We start from the raw sequence: 19,663 nt of genomic DNA, 5'->3' as shown, positions 1-19,663 counted from the left end.
AAACCGTTCCGTTCGCGGCCTCTTCCAGTAGGCCTTTTTTGTCTTGAAACGCTCCGGTGAAAGCGCCTCGGCGGTGGCCGAATAGTTCTGTTTCAAGCAACCCCTCAAGAAAGGCGCTGCAGTTGATCGCGAGAAAAGTGTGCGCGCGTCGGTCGCTGTGCTCGTGGAGTGCCCGTGCGACAAGTTCCTTGCCGGTGCCAGTCTCGCCGGTGATCAAGGCCGGCATCGTCGTCGGTCCGACGCGGTCGACCCACTCAAGAACTGACTGCATGGCCGCACTGACAGCCACGATCGCGAACCGCGGCTCCGGTGTGCACGCGGGCACAGCGCGCGCCCTCCGCTCCGAGCCAGCCGTGAGATGTGGCTTCGCGGTCATGAACTTCAGCGTCAACGCCAGGTCGCCGGCGGCAATGGGCTTGCAGCGGAAGTCTGCGGCCCCCAGTTGTCGCGCAAGCGTCTCGGACTCGTGCTCTGTGTAGCATCCGGTCAGTACTAAGGCAGGCGCTTGGCTGCCTTCGGCGACGAGCCTCTCCAGAACCGTCAACCCGTACATGTCCGGCAACTGCAAGTCGATGATGTACGCGTCGTATCTTTGTGATCGCGCGCGGGCGAGGCCGGACGAGCCCGTGCTGGCGCAATCCGTCTTGAACCCCTCGAGATCGAGAAGGCGAACGCAAATATTGTCCACGACGTCGTCGATCCAGAGCACTCTCCGCGTGTCGGTTCCGCTGCGGGCCGTGGAATCGCCATCATCAGCGTGCGACAGCTGGGTTTGAATCGGTGAGTTTGCACTGCGATCAACAATCCCTGCCATGGTCACTCCGCTTGCCGGCGCGAGCAATGCCTGTTTCGGAGAGGTGGCGGCGCCCGTCTTACGCACCGGGCATTACCGCCGTCCTTATTGGGTCATAACGTCTCAGGAATCGAAACCGAACGCATGGTAAGGAAATGCAACGAAAATACCAACCGGTTCTACGGTTCTGCGCGGCGATTCACACACTGCCGGAAATCCGGCACTATGAAATCCGACGATCACGGCGTCGAGGTCACCAGTGCTTTGGAGGACAAACTCGCGTGAACTCCTATCGGATTGCCTGTCAGGCCCGCTTGGATCAGCGACGCAACACCGGGCGTCCACCGATTCAATACGCGTACCGACCCAGCGAACCCGCAAGCGCGGTTAGGGATTTCGGTGGAGGACGTATATGCCTACATTGCGCTGGTCAAGGAGGACCTTGGCATCAAGGGCGAGACTGAGCTGGTGCAGGCGTTCAAGTCACTGACAGAGCAGCTGCATCCGCTGGCGCTCGGCAACGTGAAGCGGTTTTACGCGCAGTCGAGGATGATGGCCCGAAAGCTCCTCGAGCTGCACATGGACCCGAAGACCGAGCATTAGTTGATCCACGACATCGCGGACAACTTGACGTCGAAGCTGTATTTTCACGGGCACCCGATCAATCGGACAGAAGCCAAGGCGTTGGGTCTTCGAGTTGAGAAGCTTGACGGCCAAGTAGAGGACCTGTTGTGGAAGCTCTACTCAGACTTTTCCGACGAGATGGCAATGGAGGACGAGTTCAACTTCGTGCAGGAGTTCATCAAGAGCCCGCAGGGGCAGGCTGCGATCGCGGCGCCCGGTCAGGTGCAGACGGCGGACATTGGCACCCTCATCGGTGCGGTGATCGAGAGCGACCACGGCTCACATTCTTTTGAACAGGATCTTCAGGTTGTGGGTGGAAGAAATCCGAACGGCGTCGTGCAGGCCAGCGTGATGGTCATGGGGCAAGGCTGGCGCTTTAAGACGCGGCCAGCCCCGCCGGCTGCTTAGGAACGCTTAACGGTCGTCGAATTGACGCCCGTCGGCTTCGTAGCCACCGGGGCGGCGGAACCCCCGGCGGGACGAGTGATGACGAGCGTGCCGGGCGAGGTGCCAGCGTGGTTCGATGTTGCCGGGTTGATCGTCGCCGTCTGGAGCACAGCAGTGGTTGGCATACCGGGTCTCCGCAGTTCATTAGACGCAAGCCGGGTGCCCGTGGCCACAAACGCCGTGAGAGTGCTCAGCATTTAGAAAACTTTATCAGAAACCTCGCCATTGTAAGCGATTTGCGGGGCAGGTGCAGTCGACAACTTGTGTCGGGGTGTGCAGGCGAACACATAGCGAAGCGTCGGGCTACCGCCACCTCGGTTACGTTTTTGGCCGGCCTGTCGACACCCCTTGTGTTGGCTTTTGGCCGGTGTGGTCCTTACCAAGTAGTTTCGGGACCGAGCCGCGCCTCAAGACTGAGATGCCAGATTCGAGCGTTCCGCCACCCGCTTTTCACCCCCCGCGCTGGTCTTCGATGACCCGACGCCGAACGCAATCATCCTCAACCGGATCAACCGGCCTGCCTTTGAGATCGCCGTGCGGTGCACGGACCTGAATCGCGAGGAGGCCAACGACTTCATCGACCTTGTAATCCTCACCTCACACAAGATGGTATCCGTCTGGAAACACTTGCAGGCCTACCACGCCGAAGAGAAGCGCCTCCGCGAGAAGTTCACCGATCCCTCGGTGAACCACCACATCTACTCTCAAGAGTTGTTCGAGAAATTCGATGTGTTCGCGGTGCAGATCAAGAGCACGCTGGACCATGTCGTGAAGGTGATGCGGCCGATGCTCGGCCGGAAGTGGACGATGCGCACGTTTTCAGACAAGGGCGATGGTACTACTTTGCCAGCTCCGTAACTCAACCGACTGCAGAGCCTCGATCCGTTTGAGGTACTGCGGGCGTTCAACCGAAGTTTGCCAGATACGCGGAACGACGGCAATTCATCCGCGACGAATTTCGAGGGCTACTCGACGATCTCGAACACTCGATGGCGAGGGCGGATCGCGAGGCGACCAAAATCCTCCAGCGGGTAACGCCTGACACGGTGCACGAGGTTTGGGAGCGGGCACAGGCGCGCCGAACGGATGACCCGAACGGTGCGATCACGCTCGCTCGCACGCTACTCGAGACCGTCTGCAAACATATTCTCAACGTCCGCGGTGTCACCTACAATGACGGTGACGAACTGCCCCGGCTTTATCGCCTGACCGCCGACGCATTTCAGATCGCCCCGAACACTGAGACCGAAGACGCCTTCAGGCGGATCTTCGGGGCTTGCACATCAATCGTCGAAACCTTGGGCACGATCCGCAACCGACTGGGCAACGCCCACGGGCGAGGCGCTGACGCCGTTCGTGTCGAGTCTCGTTATGCTCGGCTCGTGGTCAATCTGTCCGGTGCGATGGCCACGTTTCTTGTCGAGACGTTGGAAGCCGCACAGACATGAAATTTGCACATGATTTGCAGAACGGCCGCCTCTGTGGGCACATGAACGTCGTGCAAATCACGACCCGCGCGTCGTAAGGTGGCGGGGCCGACGAGACTCGAACTCGCGACCTCCGGCGTGACAGGCCGGCGTTCTAACCAACTGAACTACGACCCCGCAGGGGAGGGACTACGCGAAAGCAAAAGTACCCGAGCCTGTCACCAGCTCCGGGATTGTCTCGTCGGGTATGGGCGGTACAGGGCTCGAACCTGTGACGGCCGGCGTGTAAAGCCGGTGCTCTACCACTGAGCTAACCGCCCCGCCTTCGCCGCTTCACAGCTCCGGCGCGGCAAGCGCGCCAGGCCCGGCAGGCTCCGCCGCTGTCCGACGAACATCCCATTATAGCTGCGGACGCGGCACAATCAAAAAAGTCATCGGCGAACCGCCAGGACGAACAGGTACGCCGCGGCACCCAGGACGCCCGCCAGCGTCCGGTGCTCCCCGTTGCGCCGCGCGCGCGCGGCGCTGAACCGCCGCGCCTCCGCGCCGCACCCCTGTTCGCCGCGCCGATACAGCCCGTAGGCCTCGCCGAACTTCGACTCGAGATGCCGCTCCTCGGAGCGCGCCGCCGCGGTCAGCGTCAGCGCGAGGTACACCACGGCGAGCGCCAGGACGACCGGGTGGTTCGACGCGATCCCGAAACCCAGCCCGAGCAGCGTCGAGCCTACATATAAAGGATGCCGCGTCCAGCGATACGGGCCGGACGAGGTGACCTCGCGCCCCTTCTCCAGGTGCCCGGCCGCCCAGATCCGCAGCGCCTCGCCCGCCAGCACGATCGGCAGACCCACCACGAAAGATCCGCGCGAGGGGCGCGCCAGCACGATCGCCACCGCGCCGCAGAGAAACCCGAACGTGACGCGCCAGCGTGCGAGGAATCTGGTCATTGATTTCCGCGGCCGCTCGGCGCGCCGCTGGGTGCCGCCACCGACAGCCGGCGATCGATCGCCGACACCACCTCGTCCACGCTCACCTCCTCCAGGCACCACCGCTCGCGCACGCACCGCCGCAGGTGATGGCAGCCGCACGCCTCGAACCTCGACACGCACACATCGTCTTCGGACCAGGGCCCGTTGCGGCGTGGATCGGTCGGGCCGTAGAGGCCGACAATCGGCGCCCGCGCAGCCGCGGCGATGTGAAGCGGCCCGGTGTCGCCCGACACGACCAGCGACGCGCTCCCGCACAGCGCAAAGAGGTCGGCGATGGTCGTCGCGGGCGCGACCTGCGCGGCGCCGTCAGACGCCGCAGCCACGCGGCCGGCCAGCTCGCGCTCGCCCGGACCCCAAATCACGATCGACGGCAGCGCGTGCCGCGCACGTATGGCGGCGGCGACAGCACCGAACCGCTCGGGATGCCACCGCTTGTTCGGCCACGCCGCACCCGGGTTCAGAATCGCAACGCGCTCCCCCACCTGCGCGCGCGCCCACTGCAGCGCGGACGACGGCTTTCGCACGAACGGGAAGACCGCGGCGGCAGGCTGCGGCACGTCGATCGCGCGGAGCAGCGACAGGTTCTTGTCGATGACATGCCGCCCCGGCACGGGCGCGACGCTCTCGGAGTAGAAGGTTGCCGCCGCCGCCTCGCGCAGCGCGCCCCTGGTGAACCCGACGACGCGCTTCGCCCCTGACAGGCGGGCGAGCGTCGCAGACTTGATGAGGCCCTGGAAATCGAGCGCGGCCTCGTACTGCTCGCGGCGAAGCCCGGCCACCGCAGAGACCCAGCCGCTCGCGGTCGGGCGGATGGCGTGAATGCGATCCACGCCGTCGACCAGCTCCAGCACCTCGAGATGACGCACGTCCACGAGCCAGTGGATCGACGCCTGCGGCAACGCGCCGCGAACCGCGCTCACGGCCGGCACGGTGTGGATGATGTCGCCAAGCGACCCGAGGCGGACGAAGAGCAGTTTCATTCTTTGTCTTCGCGCCGGCCGCTCGCGGCGGCGTGGCCGCTACCCTGCGGCGGAACACGGCGGATCTTCGCGACCAGCTCGCGCGTCGAGTGATCCTTCGGGTCGCCGACAATCGCGATGCGGCCGCCGTAGGCGCGCACCCGCTCGCGCTCCGGCACGGTGTCGGGGGTGTAGTCGGTCCCCTTGCAATGGACATCCGGATGGATCAGATCGATCACGGGATCCACGGTCGGGCCGCTGAAGATCACGACGTAGTCCACGCCGCGCAGTCCTGCCACCAGCTCCGCGCGCTCGCGTGCCCCGAGAATCGGCCGCCCCTCCCCCTTCAACCGCCGCACCGACTCGTCGTCATTAATCGCCACCACGAGCCGGTCGGCCTCGCGCGCCGCCCCCTGCACGTACCGCACGTGGCCGACGTGGAGGAGGTCGAAGCAGCCGTTGGCGAGCGCAACCCTGCGCCCGTCCTCGCGCGCGCGCGCGACGATTCGCGGCAGATCCTCGAGCGCGACGACAACACCCATTACCGTGAGTCCGCCTTTACCGCCGCTCGCAGCTCCGCTGCGCTCGCGGTCGCCGTGCCTCTCTTCATCACCACGATCCCGCCGGCGTAGTTGGCGAGGCGCGCCGCGTCGGCGAACGACGCGCCGGCCGCGATCGCGAGCGTCATCGCCGCGATCACGGTGTCGCCGGCGCCCGTCACGTCGGCGATCTCGTCGCTGCCGTAGATCTCGATGTGGACCGTCGGCTTCCCGGGCTCGAAGAGCGCCATCCCGCGGCTGCCGCGCGTCACGAGCACGGCGCGCGACCGCAGGCGATCGAGCAGCAGCCGCCCGGCCTTCTCCAGCGCGCGGCGGTCTTCGCCGATGGTCACGTCGAACAGCTGCTCCACCTCCGACTCGTTCGGTGTGCAGGCGGTGATGCCGCGGTACTTGAGAAGTTGGTACCGCGAATCCACGAGCAGCGGCACGCTCGCGCCGACGGCGCGACGCACGGCCGCGGCCATCGCGGGGGTGACGAGCCCGGTCCCGTAATCCGACAGCAGGACGGCGTGGCAGCCGCGGAGCGCGCGCGCCAGCCGGGGCGTGACGGCGTCGCGCACCGCGCGGCCGGGCCGCTGCCCCGTCGCGCGATCGATGCGCACGACCTGCTGCTTGGCCGAATGGATGCCGCCGGCGAGGATGCGCGTCTTGGTGGGCGTGCGCCAGTCGCGCACGCGCGCCACGCCGCGGACGTCCACCCCGGCGCCGAGCACGTCGAGCATCCGCCGGCCCGGCTCGTCGGTGCCGGCCAGGCCCACGGCGCGCGCCTGGCCGCCCAGCGCGGCCACGTTGCGCGCGGCGTTCCCGGCGCCGCCGGGCAGCACCTCCGTGGTGTCGTAGTTGAGGATCAGCACCGGCGCCTCGCGCGAGACGCGCGCGACGCGGCCGTAGATGAACTCGTCGGCGATGAGATCGCCGACGACCGCGATGCGGCGGCCGCCGAAGCGGTCGATGAGGGTCAGGAGGCGCGTTGTCGAAGTATCCACGTGGTTGCGTCGATGAGCGTGTCCGCGACGTGCGCCGGCGTCACGCCGGCGCGCGGCCGTTCGAGTTCCGTCGATCCGTACCCGGTGCGCACCATCACGGCGGTGGCGCCCGCCCGCTGCGCCGCCTGCACGTCGTGCCACCGATCGCCGATTGAATACGACGCCGCGAGGTCCAGGCCGTGCGTGCGCGCCGCGTCGAGGAACATGCCGGGCGCCGGCTTGCGGCAGTCGCAGCGCTTCCGGTACTCGGCCACCACCGCGTCGGGATGGTGCGGGCAGTGATAGAACCCGTCCACCTCGCCGCCCGCCGCGCGAATCGCCGACGCCAGGTGCTCGTGCGCGCGGCGGACGAACGCCTCGTCGAAGTACCCGCGCGCGACGCCCGCCTGGTTCGTGACGACGATGACGCAAAAACCGCCGCGGTTCAGCAGGCGCACCGCCTCCAGGCTCCACGGGAACAGCCGGAGCGCATCGATCCGGTTGATGTACCCCGACTCTTCGATCAGCGTCCCGTCACGATCGAGAAACACCGCGGCGCGGCCGCTCATGCGGGCGGCCTCGTCGACAACACGGCGTCGAGCACGCGGGCCGGCGTGATGCGTTTCATGCAGCGATGATCGATCGGGCAGTCGCGAAGCTTGCACGGCCGGCAGAACACACCCGCGGTGAGCACCTCCACGCGCGCCCCCGACGGCGCCGTCTCGCGCTCGTCTGTCGGCCCGAACGTCGCCACGACGTGCGTGCCGAGCGCGGCCGCGAGATGCATGGCGCCCGAGTCGTTGGTCACGAACGTCTCGCACCGCGCGAGCAGCCCGATGAGGAGCCACAGGTCGGTGTGGCCGATGACGTTCACGAGACGGCCGGGCGCCAGCCGGCGCGATCCGAGCGCCGATTCTATCTCACGCCCCGCCTCGACATCGCCCGACGCCCCGACGAGCACGCACGTGACGGCGTGCTCCACCGCCAGCCTGGCCACCGTCTCGGCGACGTAGCGCGGCGGCCAGCGCTTGGCGTGGCCGTACGCCGCACCGGGCGCGAATCCGACGAGCCGCCGCCCTTCAAGTCCGGCCGCGGCAAGAAATGCCGCGGCGCGCTCCTCGGCGCGCGCGCCCGGCTCGATCCACGGCCGCTCGCCCGTGCCGGCCATCCCCAGCTCCCGCGCGAGCACGCGGTAATAGTCCACCTGGTGAACGCGGCCGGACGGCCGCGGCACGGCGCGCGTCAGCAGCCAGCTCCGGCCCGCCGCGGCATAGCCCCAGCGCTCCTTGATCCCGGCACGGCGGGCGCGCCACGCGGAACCGAACGAGTTGGTGAGGAGCAGGATCGTGTCGAACTCCTCGCCCGTCGCCATGTCCGGCGCAATGACGTCGACGCTGCCCACCGCGGTGTGCTGCTCGAACACCGGCGCGCAGGGAAGCGGCGCGGCAATGGTCAGCTCCGCCTCGGGGTACGCGCGGCGGATCATGCCCAGCGCGGGCAGCGCCATCACCAGATCGCCCAGCCAGTTTGGCGCGCGCACGACCAGGCGCTCGGGGACAGTCGTCGTCATGGCTCGATCGGCCCGTCCCCGCTGGCGGCCGGGAACATGCCGGGCACGCCGTCCACCTCGGCCTGCAGGTCACGCCAGCGGCGATGCATCCACAGCCAGAGGTCCGGATAGCGGCGCACGTACATCTCCAGGACGTCGGTGCACCGCTGGGTGAACTCCTTGAACGCCGCGGGATCGTCGCCGGGCGGCGGCGGCACCGGGTGCTCGTAGATCATGCGATAGCGCCCGCCGGGCAGCGGCAGCGCGAACACGGGAATGACGGGCGCGCCCGTGCGGGCCGCAATCGCCGCCAGCGCGGACGTGGTGGACGCGGGCCGGTTGAAGAACTCGACGACCACCGCATCGGCGCTCTGCATGTGCTGATCGATGAGCATCGCGACGCCGCCGTTGCCGCCGAGGACGCGCAGCACGCGCCGGACGGCGCCGCGCCGGTAAATCACCGAGTTGCCGGTGGCCGTGCGGACGCGCTCGAGCAGCGCGTGCAGGTGCGGGTTGTCCAGCGCCCGCGCGAGCACCGCGAGCGGCGGCAACCGCAGCGCGTGCGCCAGCGCGTTCAGCTCCCAGAAGCCGAAATGGCCCGTGAACAGCAGCACGCCCCGCCCGAGCGCATGCGCATCCTCGACGCGCTCTTCCCCGGAGAACTCCACGCGCGAGCGGATCTCGTCCGGCGTCATGGTGCTGAACTTCAGCAGCGCCGTCAGCAGCCGGCCGAAATGACCGAACGTGCGCCGCGCAATCGCCACGCACTCGCGCCGGCTGCGGTGCGGGAACGCCGCCTGGAGATTGGCGATCGCCAGGCGCCGGTGCCCCCGATCGATCGCGTAGATCGCCAGCCCGATCGCCGTGCCGATCGCGTCCGCCACCCGGTACGGCAGCGCGCCGACAATCGCGCGCACGGTGAGGACGGCCGCGTACTCCAGCCGGAAGCGCAGGCGATCCACCCACCTCGTCGGCTTCACGATGTCGCGCTCCCTCTGCCGCAGGCCGCGTGCAGCATGGCTGCGAATTCGGCGGCCGGCTCGACGCTGACCTCGAGCGGCGCGGCGACCAGGGGCAGGGCGGGCGGCGGCAGCGTTTCGAGCCGCACCGCGTCTTTCTCGGTGGTCACCAGGATGCGCGCGCCCGCCCGCGTCGCGTCGCGCGCAAGGCGTTCGAGATCGCGCGCCGAGTACGAATGGTGATCCGCGAATTCCACGCGTGCCACGACCGTCCACCCCGCTTCCTCGAGCGCCTGGAAAAAGGCGGCCGGCCGGCCGATGCCGGCAAAGGCCAGCGCCGGCTCGTCGCGCCGCTCCGCGACGCGCCGCATCATCCGGAACAGCGGCCGTCCGCCCGGGTCCACCTCATCGCCGGCCTGCGCGACGAGGGCATCGGCGGCGGCCAGCGCGTCGAGCGGCTCGCGCAAGCGGCCGAACGGCAGCACGCGATCCCTCATGTCGCGCCCGCTCACGATGACGATGTCGAGCGCGCGCGCCAGCGACAGGTGCTGGAACCCGTCGTCGAGCACGTGCACCGTGCAGCCGAGCCGGCGTTCGGCAAGCGCTCCCGCCACGTAGCGGTCGGGAGCGACCACCACCGCACAACCCGGCACCTGGCGCGCGAGCATGAGCGGCTCGTCGCCCGCGGTCGCGTACGGCGCGAGCGCGCGTGTGCCGTCGCTGACCACCACGACCCCCTCGAGGACCCGCGGGCGGGCATACCCGCGGCTGAGGATCGCGGGTCGATGCCCCGCGGCGAGCAGCAGCCTGGCGACGTGTGCGACGAGCGGCGTCTTTCCCGTCCCGCCCATGGAGAGGTTGCCGATGCTGATGACGGGCCGCTCCAGCCGGCGGCGACGCTCCGGGTGCGCGGCGCAGGCAGCACGGCGGCGCCGCGCGAAGGCGGCCACTAGGGTGGAGATCAATGGACCCGCCGGAACGGCCGCACGACGCCGTGGCCGGAGTGACCTTCGTAGGGAAGCAGGTCGGCGACAACCTCCAGCGTCCGCCCGCGGGCGCCGCGGTTCGCTTCAACGAGGGCGCGGGCCGCGGCGCCGAGGCGCGCCCGGCGGACCGGGTCGGTGACGAGCGCGAGCAACGCGGCCTCGAGGGCGGCGGCGTCGGGCACCTGCTCCGCCGCGCCGTTCTCGACAAAGGCGCGCGCGATCTCCGCGAAGTTCGACATGTGCGGCCCGATGACGATCGGCTTGCCGAACACGGCCGGCTCGAGGATGTTGTGCCCGCCGGCGTCCACCAGGCTGCCGCCGACGAACACCGCCGTCGCCACCTGGTACAGCTGCGCAAGCTCCCCAATCGTGTCGAGAATGACGACGTCGGTCCGCGGCGCGCCGTCGACCGGCAGTTCGGTCCGCTTCGCCACCGTGAAGCCCGCGTCGATCGCGAGCGCCTCGGCCTCCGCGAACCGCTCGGGCTTTCGTGGCGCGATGACGAGCAGCGCCGCCGGGATCTCGCGCTTGACGCGCGCGAAGGCACGCAGCACCGGCTCCTCTTCTCCCCTGAGCGTGCTCGCCGCGATGATGACCGGCCGCTCGTCCGGCACCCGGAAGTATCGCAGCACGCGGTAGCTGCCGCGCGCGGCCGCCGCGGCCTCGCCGTGGCCCGGCAGCTCGAGCGAGTCGAACTTCAGGCTGCCGGTGACCGTCACCTTCTTCGGGTCGATGCCGATGTCGATCAGCCGCCGCGCCGATTCCTCGCTCTGCATGCAGGCGCGGTCGAGATCGACGAGCACGCGCCGGAAGAAGGCGCGTGCCAGGCGGTAACGCGGGTACGACCGCGACGAGATGCGGCCGTTGACGAGCAGCGTCCGCACCCCGCGCCGGCGGCATTCCCGCAGCAGGTTGGGCCACGGCTCGGTCTCCATGACGACGAAGAGCTTCGGCCGCACGATCCGGAGCGTCCGCCGGACGATGAAGCCCAGGTCGAAGGGAAAGAAGAACACGCCGTCCACGCCGCGGACGTGCGTCTTCGCCACCTGCTGCCCGGTCATGGTCGTCGTGGACAGGAAGACCCGCAGCCGGGGATATCGAGCCCGGAGCTGCTCGATGAGCGCCCGTGCGGTCAGCGCCTCCCCCACCGAGACCGCGTGGATCCAGATCGACTCGTCGGCGTCCAGGTTGAACGACACGGGCAGGTACCCGAGCCGCTGGCGGAGGCTGCCGATGTACTTCTTGTACCGGACCGCCTGGTACAGAAAGTACGGCGAAACCAGCAGGACGAAGAGGACCGAGGCAGTGCTGTAGAGGAGATACACCGCGGATTTATCAGGGAAATCGAATTGTATCGCGCCGTTTGACCCTCCGGCAAGCCGCGGATACGATCAGAAAGTTTCTGGACTCATCGCTCGCCGCAGGAGGGCAACGGATGGCTATCAGGGTCGGAATTAACGGGTTCGGCCGTATCGGCCGCAACATCATGCGGGCCGCCATGGGCTCGACGGACATCGATTTCGTGGCGGTCAACGACCTCACGAGCGCCGCCACCCTGGCACACCTGCTCAAGTACGACTCGATCCTCGGGAACCTCAACGCCGCCATCGCGGCCAAGGGGGACACGATTACCGTCAACAGCGAAAGCTTCAAGGTGCTCTCGGTCAAAGACCCGGCCCAGCTCCCCTGGAAGGATCTCGGCGTCGACGTCGTCTTCGAGTCCACCGGCCTCTTCACCAAGCGCGACGACGCCGCCAAGCACCTGGCGGCCGGGGCGAAGAAGGTCATCATCACGGCGCCGGCCAAGGGACCCGACGTGAGCCTCGTGCTCGGCGTCAACGCCGACACGTACGACCCGGCGAAGCACCAGATCATCTCCAACGCGTCGTGCACGACCAATTGCCTGGCGCCGGTCGCGAAGGTGCTCCACGAGGCGTTCGGGATCAAAAAGGGCTGGATGACGACCATCCACTCCTACACGAACGACCAGCAGCTGCTCGACCTGCCGCACAAGGACCTGCGGCGCGCGCGCGCCGCGGCAGTCTCGATCATTCCGACCACGACCGGCGCGGCGCTCGCGGTCGGCGAGGTCATGCCGGACCTGAAGGGAAGACTGGACGGCATCTCGATGCGGGTGCCGACGCCCAACGTGTCGATCGTGGACCTGGCGGCCGTCCTCGACAAGAAGACGACGGCAGACGAGGTGAACGCGGCGTTCAGGCAGGCGTCCACCGGATCGCTGAAGGGGCTGCTCCAGTATTCGGACGAGGAACTCGTCTCGATCGACTTCCGCGGCAATCCACACTCGGCGATTCTCGACGCGCCGTACACGAAGGTCATGGACGGCGACTTCGTGAAGGTCCTCGCGTGGTACGACAACGAGTGGGGCTACTCCAACCGCTGCGTCGACCTGCTCCGGTTCATGGCGAAAAAGGGCCTGTAGGAGCCGTCAGGGTGAAGAAGACCATCCGCGACATCGACGTGCGCGGGAAGCGCGTCTTCCTGCGCGTCGATTTCAACGTCCCGATCAGGGGAGGACGGATCACCGACGAGACGCGGATCACCGCGTCGCTGCCGACCATCACCCACGCGCTCGATCAGGGTGCGACGGTGATCTGCGCGTCGCATCTCGGGCGGCCCAAGGGGAAACCGAACCCCGAGATGAGCCTGCGTCCGGTGGCGGCGCGGCTGTCCGAGCTGCTGCGGCGTCCGGTCGAGTTCGCGGAAGACTGCGTGGGCGATCCGGCGCAGGCCGCCGTGCAGCGCGCGGGGCAGCATGGCCCCGGGGGAATCGTCCTGCTCGAGAACCTGCGGTTCCGCCCGGAGGAAGAACAGAACGACGCCGGCTTCGCGCGGCAACTCGCGGCGCTGGCTGACGTGTACGTCAACGACGCGTTCGGCTCGGCCCACCGCGCGCACGCCTCCACCGAGGGGATCGTGCACCACGTGAAGACGGCTGCCGCCGGGCTGCTGATGGCGGCCGAGATCGAGTACCTCGGCCGTGCGCTTGGAGACCCCGAGCGCCCCTTCGTGGCTGTGCTTGGCGGCGCGAAGGTGTCCGACAAGCTCGAAGTGATCCAGAATCTCCTCGCGCGGGTCGACGCGCTCGTCATCGGCGGGGCGATGGCGTACACGTTCCTGCTGGCGCGCGGCGTGCCCGTGGGCGCCTCGCTCGTGGAGGCGGACCTCCAGGACGCCGCGCGCGAGATCGAGCGCCGCGCGCGCGAGCGCGGCCTCGACCTGGAGCTGCCGATCGATCACCTCGTCACGGCGAAGCTCGAAGCGGGTGCGCCGCACGAGATGCTGAACGTGGGGGACGCGGCGATCGGGCAGCGGATGGGGGTCGACATCGGCCCGAGGACCATCGGCCGGTACCGGGGCCGGATCGCGTCGGCGAAGACGGTGGTCTGGAACGGGCCGATGGGAGTCTTCGAGATCGACGACTTCGCGCGCGGCACGATCGAGCTGGCCAGGGCCGTTGCCGACGTGAACGGCACGACGATCATCGGCGGCGGCGACTCGATTGCCGCGGTGAAGAAGGCCGGGGTGGCCGGCCGCGTGACGCACATCTCGACCGGTGGCGGCGCATCGCTGGAGTTCCTGGGCGGCCGCACGCTGCCGGGGGTGGCGGTGTTGCCCGATAAATGAATTTGGTGATTTGGTGATTTGGTGATCTCTATGCGTGTGCCGTTCATCGCCGCCAACTGGAAGATGTACAAGACCGTGCACGATGCGGTCGTCTACATCAAGGAATTCCGGAGCCTCGTGAAGGACATCGCCGATGCGGAGATCGTCATCGCGCCGCCGTTCACGGCGATCCATGCCGCCGCGGAGGCGGCGCGCAACGCCAATATCGGCATCGCCGCGCAGGACATGCACTGGGAGCGCGAGGGAGCGTTCACGGGGCAGATCGGCGCGGCGATGATCAAGGAGGCGGGGGCCGAGTACGTCATCATCGGCCACTCGGAGCGCCGCCGCCTGTTTCACGAGACGGATGCGACGGTCAATCGCAAGACGATTGCCGCGCTCGCGGCCGGGCTGACGCCCATCGTCTGCATCGGCGAGACCCTCGAGGAGCGCGAGCGCAACGAGACGATGGCGGTGCTCGACCGGCAGATGAAGGATGGGCTCGACGCGGTGACCGGCGAGCAGGTCGCCTCGCTCGTGGTCGCCTACGAACCGGTGTGGGCGATCGGCACCGGGCGAAACGCCACGCCGGCGCAGGCCAACGAGGCGCACGCGCACATCCGCTCGCGGCTGCGCCAGTGGTTCGGCGGCCCGGCGGCGGACCAGTGCCACGTGATTTACGGCGGCAGCGTCAAACCGGACAACGCGCGGGACCTCGTGGCGCTGCCCGACGTCGACGGCGCGCTGGTGGGCGGCGCCAGCCTCGAGGTGCGCAGCTTCTTCGAGATAGTGGCGCGAAGCCGGCAGGCCACGGTATAATCGGCAGCTATGCTTTACTACCTGCTCGCCTCCGTGTACGTCCTCGTTTGCTTCCTGTTGCTGCTGGTCGTCCTGCTGCAGCAGGGCAAAGGGGGGGACATCGCCAGCGCGTTTGGCGGCGGCGGGAGCACGCAGTCGGCGTTTGGCGCCCGCAGCGCCGGCACGGTGCTGACGCGCGCCTCGGCCATTCTCGGCGCGCTGTTTCTCATCGGCGCGCTCGCGCTCGCCGTCTACGGCCAGCGCGGCGGCGCGTCGGTCGTCGGGCAGTAACGCGGTAAAGCAGACAGAAGCGTCGCGGTCCTCAGGGCCGCGACCACCTCCTCGCGGAAGTGGCGGAACTGGCAGACGCACCAGCTTGAGGGGCTGGCGGGAGCAATCCCGTGAAGGTTCGAATCCTTTCTTCCGCACCAATAACTTACGGCTATTCTGAGAGGCCGTTGGTTGTCATGTTGTCAAGTCTGTTGTCAAGAAGGGGCTTCGGCTCCCTTCGCGGACGCTTTCGCCGGGAAGTGTCAAGTTTTTTGGCTTAGAAACTTGACGATCGTGAATACCCCGGCCAGAGATGGCTTGGGTTAGGCCCCTTAGACTAAGACTGGCTGTTATCGAGGCCTCGATTCCCGGGTTGACCGGGATCAGCCACCCTCCCCGCAAGACTCTCTGCCGCCGTCCGGCCTCCCCTTGATGCGTTGCTGCGAGGCTTGTTTGGTGTGGCCCGCGCAAGGCGGGCTCGAAACAGTCTGGCCATCGTGTTTCTGCGGAAGAACCTGGGTCCTGCTGGCCGTGGAGCACAATAACCTACGATTTGCTTGACGCAATAACCTATAAATGCTACAACTCAATAACCTATGATATGCGCGGCGCCATTCCCTATAAATGGCCCGCCGCGCCCATGACCCTGGATAGAAGCGATGGCAACGCCGCAGGAAAAGCTGGCTGAGTCTCTTGATGCCCTGCACGCGCTGCAGGCGCGCAGCGTCGTGGCAATCCGCTCCGCTGATTTGAGTCGTACGCACCGCGAGCGCCTGCTCGGCGCCGGTTTCCTGCGGGAAGTGATCAAGGGCTGGTACATCCCCGCGCGGCCGGACGAGGCGCCGGGCGACAGCACGCCGTGGTACGCCTCGTTCTGGGATTTCTGCGCCGCCTATCTGGCCGCGCGCTTCGGGAAGGACTGGTGCCTTTCTCCCGAGCAATCGCTCTCCTTGCACGCCGGTAACAGGGCCGTGCCGGCGCAGTTGCTCGTGCGCACGCCCAAGGGCGGCAACAAGCCCACCGCGCTGCCGCATGGCACGTCGCTGTTTGATGTGCGCTATGCGATGCCCAAAGACAGCGAGGTCGTCGAGCGCGATGGTCTGCGGCTGTTCTCAGTTCCGGCGGCGCTGGTGACGATATCGGAGCAGCACTTCGGCCGCGCGGCAACGGATGTGCGCGCAGCCATGGCGGGCGTCAAGGACGCCTCTGACGTGCTCGCCGTCCTGCTCGAGGGCGGCCACAGCACGATCGCCGGGCGCCTGGCCGGCGCGTTCCGCAATGTCGGACAGGAGCGTATCGCCGACGAGATTCTCAAAACGATGGCGGCGGCCGGCTACACGGTGCGGGAGAGTGATCCGTTTGAGGACCGGCCGGGCATCGTGCTGGCCGGGCGTGACATTTCGCCCTACGTGAACCGCATCCGCTTGATGTGGGATGCGATGCGTCAGCCTGCGCTGGATGTGTTTCCTGCCGCGCCCGGACTCTCCCGCGAGCTGGAGACGTATCTGAAAGCCGTTGAGGAAGTGTATGTGAACGATGCCTACCACTCCCTGTCGATTGAGGGCTACCGGGTTAGCCGCGAGCTCATCGAACGCGTGCGCAGCGGTGCGTGGAATCCCGATCAGAACGCCGAGGATCGTGAGAACCGCAATGCGCTCGCCGCGCGCGGGTACTACGATGCATTCGGCGCTGTGAAGGCGAGTATCGGGAGAGTGCTGCGCGGCGACAATCCGGGGATGGTCAGCCACGATGATCACTCTGGCTGGTACCGGCGGCTGTTCGGACCGAGTGTGAGCGCGGGCATCATCAGCGCTGCCGATCTGGCGGGCTACCGCAGCGGACCGGTTTATATCCGGCGCTCGATGCATGTGCCGCCGCCGCGCGAGGCGGTGCGCGATTGCATGCCGGCGCTGTTCGAGCTTCTCGCGTCGGAGCCTGAACCGGCTGTGCGCGCCGTGCTCGGGCACTTCGTGTTCGTTTACATCCATCCCTATATGGACGGCAACGGAAGGATGGGGCGCTTCCTGATGAATGTGATGATGGCTGCGGGCGGCTATCCGTGGACCATCGTTCCCCTTGAGCGGCGTGACGAGTACATGGCCACGCTCGAATCCGCGAGCGTGAAGCAGGACATCGGCCCGTTTGCGGCTTTCATCGGCGGTCTGGTGCGCGACGGGCTGCAAGGCAAGCCGCCGCCGCCCGTGCCGCTTCCGCGCGCGCGGTCATGAAGGGCGCGGCGGATCGAGGCGTAAGCAAGCGATGTGATTGGACATGACTCTGCCGGAGAGGGTGCTTGAAGCCGGGCGTGCGGTATTGGCGGCGGAGAGGGATTCGCTTGCGCGAACCCTTGGCGCGTTCGTGTCCACGTTCGTGGGCCGGCCATACCTGGCAGGTCCGGCAACGCTCGAGGGAGTGGGCGGGCGGCAGAGCGCGCCGTTTGCCTGCGTGGTGTTCACATTGAGCCTCGAAAACTTTCGCGAGGGTTATGCGCGCATCGCCGGGGCGAAACGGCTGTGGCAGGAGACGCCGCGGTCGGGTGACGCCGGACGGCGAAGCGAATTACTCGGCGTGATTCTCGCCCGGCGCTCGCAGTTGAATCTCGAAGCCGTCGCCGAAGAGATGCAGCGTCTGAACACCGAAATGCCGGCGACGCTATGGCCGGACATGGTCGCGGTAGCCGACACGGGGCTCGTTCAATACAGCGCGCAGTTTCCCGGCGAGAACGTCACGGGCGACTTCCTCCTGCCCGGAGAGACGCTCTCCTACGCCGCGCCCATGTACATCGTCATGGTGATGAAGCCCTCGGGCGCTGCCACGCTGAACCGCATATTGTCCTTCGTGGTGGGTCATCTTGCGGCGCGGCGAGCTGCCGTTGGAGATGTTGCTAGTCTTTCTCGGGCCGGTTGCAGCCAAGAGCGGCCTCGTGCGCCGGCCGGGGCTGCAGATTTCGTACGCGTTGCCGATCACCGAAGCCGATTTCCAGGGCATGCTGGCGCGGTTTCACCGGCAATCGAACATGGTGGTGCGGCCGGATGAGACGAGCTGGGTGGTCAAGAAATTCGCCGATGAAGGATCATCCTCGCCATTCATGGCGCGCTTGCTCCTGAGCCTGTTCAAGCTGCGCGATGCGGCGCTGCCCGAAGGGGCGGCGTAGCGCTGCACTTGGGGGCGTCTGAGCATCTAACGGTCCTTGCTGATCTTCTTGCGCTTCAGGAGGAACGTCCGCCTTGACGTGATCGGCGATCCAGCCGACACGCCGCACAAGAGCACCGGAGCTGATACGCTCGAGATAATCAGCGGCCTTGTTCCAGTCAAAGCGGCGGCTGGCGGTCCCGAGGATGTTGGCCGCCTCGCCGATGTAGTAAGGGTCGGCCACGCGGCCAACTTAAGCAATGTAATGTATCAAAACACCCTAATTCAGAGGGTTTTGACACATATTATTGCATCGCGGGCGTTCTGTGGGGCCTGGGTCGCTCGGAAGTGAAAGCCCCGCTTTCGACGGCGCGAACACAGGGTTGATTTTGGGCGAAACGGCGGGAGGCCCGTTCTCAGTCGCTGAAGCGCCGCTTCTCCACCACGGCGCGTGGAGAGAAATCGAAGTAATGCTCCTCATCGAACCAAGCGACTTGAAGCCGTTGCCGCGCGGGTTGCGGCGGCGTTAGCGTGGTGCGTGCGCGGGTCGGGCAGGTACCAAGAATTTGCGGGGCGGCCTTGGCGTGGGGGCGGTGGCGGCGGGGACGCCGTCATGATGACCATGATGGTGGTGGTGACCGCCATGAGGATGCCGCCGCCGGTGCCGATGGCGATGATGATGATGATGATGATGATCAGGTGATCGCAGGGGCGGCGCCAGATCGGAGCCCAGCCGCTGTCTACAACGACAAGGTTCGTTGTTTGCTGGCCTGCCTGATCTCCTCCTGGACGCGCGCCTCGATCGCGTTCACGTGCGTCCGCACGGCCTTCAGCACTTTCAGATAATCGTCGTGGCCAATAATCGCTCGCGCCCTAGGGCACGAGAGCTCGCAGCCGCGAAGGCGGACCGGCTCGGCAGGCCGCGCGAAGGCTGTCAGGAGAAACTCGTGGCACTCGTGGTTCTTCTGAGAGGGGTGAACGTCGGCGGGTGCAGAACCTTCCGACCGAGTACGCTCGCCGAACAGTTGAAGCATCTCGATGCCATCAACATCGGCGCGGCGGGCACCTTCGTGATCCGGCGGCCAGTCGCCCGAGCGCAACTCCGCGCTGAACTGGCACGCAGGCTTCCCTTTGATACTGAGATCATGATCTGCGAGGGCCGCGAGATTGTGCGGCTGATGTCCCACAATCATTTCGCGGACCAGCCCGCGCGACCCGACGTCGTCCGCTTCGTGAGCGTCCTGTCCCGGCGTCCGCGCTCGGCGCCGTCGATGCCCATGTTCTTTCCCTCCAGCGACAAGTGGCTGCTGAAGATCCTTGCGAGAGACGACCGGTTCGTCTTCGGCGTGTACCGGCGCCAGATGAAGGCCATCAGCTACCTCGGCGCGTTCGACCGGATCTTTGGGGTGCCGGTCACCACGCGCAACTGGAATACCATCACCGCGATCGCCACCGCGCTGGCCCGCCCCGTGTAGGACAAACACCGACAAGCGAGACAGAGGCGCGCGATTTCAGTATCCTCACGCGGTCAGATCGTCCGACCCCATCCGGGTCGGTCGATGGAGGCACTTCTGCCAGAGG

Annotated in this window: 22 protein-coding genes and 3 tRNA genes; 12 read left to right on the top strand and 13 right to left on the bottom strand. The window is 67.1% G+C overall.

Annotated elements, in window-relative coordinates; genetic code table 11:
• On the bottom strand, positions 1 to 814 hold an 814-nt coding region (locus HYU53_16920; protein MBI2222872.1), incomplete at its 3' end, for a sigma-54-dependent Fis family transcriptional regulator.
• 378 nt (positions 815 to 1,192) lie between these two features.
• On the opposite strand from HYU53_16920, the gene HYU53_16915 reads away from it, so the two are divergent.
• The 4 genes from HYU53_16915 to HYU53_16900 all read left to right on the top strand — a co-directional run bounded on the left by HYU53_16915 (position 1,193) and on the right by HYU53_16900 (position 3,312).
• Positions 1,193 to 1,396 (top strand): hypothetical protein, encoded by a 204-nt coding sequence (locus tag HYU53_16915; GenBank protein ID MBI2222871.1) that lies wholly within the window; start codon positions 1,193 to 1,195, stop codon positions 1,394 to 1,396.
• Positions 1,397 to 1,825 carry a hypothetical protein gene (locus HYU53_16910; GenBank protein ID MBI2222870.1) on the top strand — a complete coding sequence of 143 codons (429 nt, stop codon included), beginning with the start codon at positions 1,397 to 1,399 and terminating at the stop codon, positions 1,823 to 1,825.
• Between the two features lie 573 nt (positions 1,826 to 2,398).
• Positions 2,399 to 2,722 (top strand): hypothetical protein, encoded by a 324-nt coding sequence (locus tag HYU53_16905; protein MBI2222869.1) that lies wholly within the window; start codon positions 2,399 to 2,401, stop codon positions 2,720 to 2,722.
• 131 nt (positions 2,723 to 2,853) lie between these two features.
• Positions 2,854 to 3,312 (top strand): abortive infection family protein, encoded by a 459-nt coding sequence (locus HYU53_16900; protein ID MBI2222868.1) that lies wholly within the window; start codon positions 2,854 to 2,856, stop codon positions 3,310 to 3,312.
• A 79-nt stretch (positions 3,313 to 3,391) separates the two neighbouring features.
• Here HYU53_16900 and HYU53_16895 read toward each other — a convergent pair.
• From HYU53_16895 to HYU53_16845, 11 genes are all read right to left on the bottom strand, one after another.
• A tRNA-Asp gene (locus HYU53_16895) sits at positions 3,392 to 3,468 on the bottom strand.
• 71 nt (positions 3,469 to 3,539) lie between these two features.
• Positions 3,540 to 3,611, bottom strand: a tRNA-Val gene (locus tag HYU53_16890).
• 111 nt (positions 3,612 to 3,722) lie between these two features.
• The gene (locus HYU53_16885; protein MBI2222867.1) at positions 3,723 to 4,235 is read right to left on the bottom strand and encodes an isoprenylcysteine carboxylmethyltransferase family protein; all 513 of its coding nucleotides are present in this window, start codon (positions 4,233 to 4,235) and stop codon (positions 3,723 to 3,725) included.
• A complete protein-coding gene (locus HYU53_16880; GenBank protein MBI2222866.1) occupies positions 4,232 to 5,257 on the bottom strand; it encodes a glycosyltransferase family 9 protein in 1,026 nt (341 codons plus the stop codon). The genes HYU53_16885 and HYU53_16880 overlap by 4 nt, the downstream gene beginning before the upstream one ends.
• Positions 5,254 to 5,778 carry an adenylyltransferase/cytidyltransferase family protein gene (locus HYU53_16875; GenBank protein MBI2222865.1) on the bottom strand — a complete coding sequence of 175 codons (525 nt, stop codon included), beginning with the start codon at positions 5,776 to 5,778 and terminating at the stop codon, positions 5,254 to 5,256. The genes HYU53_16880 and HYU53_16875 overlap by 4 nt, the downstream gene beginning before the upstream one ends.
• A complete protein-coding gene (locus tag HYU53_16870; GenBank protein MBI2222864.1) occupies positions 5,778 to 6,782 on the bottom strand; it encodes a hypothetical protein in 1,005 nt (334 codons plus the stop codon). Before HYU53_16870 ends, HYU53_16875 begins: the two co-directional genes overlap by 1 nt.
• On the bottom strand, positions 6,755 to 7,330 hold the full coding sequence (locus HYU53_16865) for an HAD family hydrolase (GenBank protein MBI2222863.1): 576 nt from the start codon (positions 7,328 to 7,330) through the stop codon (positions 6,755 to 6,757). Before HYU53_16865 ends, HYU53_16870 begins: the two co-directional genes overlap by 28 nt.
• Entirely contained in the window at positions 7,327 to 8,331 is a 1,005-nt protein-coding gene (gene waaF, locus HYU53_16860; protein ID MBI2222862.1) for a lipopolysaccharide heptosyltransferase II, read from the bottom strand. Before waaF ends, HYU53_16865 begins: the two co-directional genes overlap by 4 nt.
• A complete protein-coding gene (locus HYU53_16855; GenBank protein MBI2222861.1) occupies positions 8,328 to 9,290 on the bottom strand; it encodes a lysophospholipid acyltransferase family protein in 963 nt (320 codons plus the stop codon). The genes waaF and HYU53_16855 overlap by 4 nt, the downstream gene beginning before the upstream one ends.
• Complete coding sequence (gene lpxK, locus HYU53_16850; protein MBI2222860.1) at positions 9,287 to 10,234, bottom strand: tetraacyldisaccharide 4'-kinase; 948 nt, start codon at positions 10,232 to 10,234, stop codon at positions 9,287 to 9,289. The genes HYU53_16855 and lpxK overlap by 4 nt, the downstream gene beginning before the upstream one ends.
• Positions 10,231 to 11,580, bottom strand: a complete 1,350-nt coding sequence (locus tag HYU53_16845; protein ID MBI2222859.1) for a 3-deoxy-D-manno-octulosonic acid transferase — start codon at positions 11,578 to 11,580, stop codon at positions 10,231 to 10,233. Before HYU53_16845 ends, lpxK begins: the two co-directional genes overlap by 4 nt.
• Before the next feature lie 110 nt (positions 11,581 to 11,690).
• Between HYU53_16845 and gap the strand changes: the two genes are divergently transcribed.
• The 7 genes from gap to HYU53_16810 all read left to right on the top strand — a co-directional run bounded on the left by gap (position 11,691) and on the right by HYU53_16810 (position 17,986).
• On the top strand, positions 11,691 to 12,698 hold the full coding sequence (gap, locus tag HYU53_16840) for a type I glyceraldehyde-3-phosphate dehydrogenase (protein MBI2222858.1): 1,008 nt from the start codon (positions 11,691 to 11,693) through the stop codon (positions 12,696 to 12,698).
• An 11-nt stretch (positions 12,699 to 12,709) separates the two neighbouring features.
• Positions 12,710 to 13,903 (top strand): phosphoglycerate kinase, encoded by a 1,194-nt coding sequence (locus HYU53_16835; protein MBI2222857.1) that lies wholly within the window; start codon positions 12,710 to 12,712, stop codon positions 13,901 to 13,903.
• A gap of 30 nt (positions 13,904 to 13,933) precedes the next feature.
• On the top strand, positions 13,934 to 14,701 hold the full coding sequence (locus HYU53_16830) for a triose-phosphate isomerase (GenBank protein ID MBI2222856.1): 768 nt from the start codon (positions 13,934 to 13,936) through the stop codon (positions 14,699 to 14,701).
• A 9-nt stretch (positions 14,702 to 14,710) separates the two neighbouring features.
• Positions 14,711 to 14,971, top strand: coding sequence for a preprotein translocase subunit SecG (secG, locus tag HYU53_16825; protein ID MBI2222855.1), 261 nt, complete (start codon positions 14,711 to 14,713; stop codon positions 14,969 to 14,971).
• 53 nt (positions 14,972 to 15,024) lie between these two features.
• Positions 15,025 to 15,111, top strand: a tRNA-Leu gene (locus HYU53_16820).
• 498 nt (positions 15,112 to 15,609) lie between these two features.
• On the top strand, positions 15,610 to 17,178 hold the full coding sequence (locus tag HYU53_16815; protein MBI2222854.1) for a Fic family protein: 1,569 nt from the start codon (positions 15,610 to 15,612) through the stop codon (positions 17,176 to 17,178).
• Between the two features lie 37 nt (positions 17,179 to 17,215).
• A complete protein-coding gene (locus HYU53_16810; protein MBI2222853.1) occupies positions 17,216 to 17,986 on the top strand; it encodes a hypothetical protein in 771 nt (256 codons plus the stop codon).
• Between the two features lie 37 nt (positions 17,987 to 18,023).
• Here the strand turns inward: HYU53_16810 and HYU53_16805 are convergent, their stop codons facing one another.
• Positions 18,024 to 18,326 (bottom strand): hypothetical protein, encoded by a 303-nt coding sequence (locus tag HYU53_16805; GenBank protein MBI2222852.1) that lies wholly within the window; start codon positions 18,324 to 18,326, stop codon positions 18,024 to 18,026.
• 514 nt (positions 18,327 to 18,840) lie between these two features.
• Between HYU53_16805 and HYU53_16800 the strand changes: the two genes are divergently transcribed.
• Positions 18,841 to 19,557, top strand: a complete 717-nt coding sequence (locus HYU53_16800) for a DUF1697 domain-containing protein (GenBank protein MBI2222851.1) — start codon at positions 18,841 to 18,843, stop codon at positions 19,555 to 19,557.
• Positions 19,558 to 19,663 lie beyond the last annotated feature (106 nt).

This window comes from Acidobacteriota bacterium (assembly GCA_016184105.1).
GTDB lineage: Bacteria > Acidobacteriota > Vicinamibacteria > Vicinamibacterales > 2-12-FULL-66-21 > JACPDI01.
Note: the sequence above shows the minus strand (reverse complement) of the source record. Positions and strands in the feature narration are given on the sequence as shown.

Bases quoted from the DNA above. Each gene is read 5' to 3' on its own strand.
- HYU53_16900 (MBI2222868.1), top strand. From the start codon at position 2,854: ATGGCGAGGGCGGATCGCGAGGCGACCAAAATCCTCCAGCGGGTAACG.
- HYU53_16885 (MBI2222867.1), bottom strand. From the start codon at position 4,235: ATGACCAGATTCCTCGCACGCTGGCGCGTCACGTTCGGGTTTCTCTGC.
- HYU53_16880 (MBI2222866.1), bottom strand. From the start codon at position 5,257: ATGAAACTGCTCTTCGTCCGCCTCGGGTCGCTTGGCGACATCATCCAC.
- HYU53_16875 (MBI2222865.1), bottom strand. From the start codon at position 5,778: ATGGGTGTTGTCGTCGCGCTCGAGGATCTGCCGCGAATCGTCGCGCGC.
- HYU53_16865 (MBI2222863.1), bottom strand. From the start codon at position 7,330: ATGAGCGGCCGCGCCGCGGTGTTTCTCGATCGTGACGGGACGCTGATC.
- waaF (MBI2222862.1), bottom strand. From the start codon at position 8,331: ATGACGACGACTGTCCCCGAGCGCCTGGTCGTGCGCGCGCCAAACTGG.
- gap (MBI2222858.1), top strand. From the start codon at position 11,691: ATGGCTATCAGGGTCGGAATTAACGGGTTCGGCCGTATCGGCCGCAAC.
- HYU53_16830 (MBI2222856.1), top strand. From the start codon at position 13,934: ATGCGTGTGCCGTTCATCGCCGCCAACTGGAAGATGTACAAGACCGTG.
- secG (MBI2222855.1), top strand. From the start codon at position 14,711: ATGCTTTACTACCTGCTCGCCTCCGTGTACGTCCTCGTTTGCTTCCTG.
- HYU53_16815 (MBI2222854.1), top strand. From the start codon at position 15,610: ATGGCAACGCCGCAGGAAAAGCTGGCTGAGTCTCTTGATGCCCTGCAC.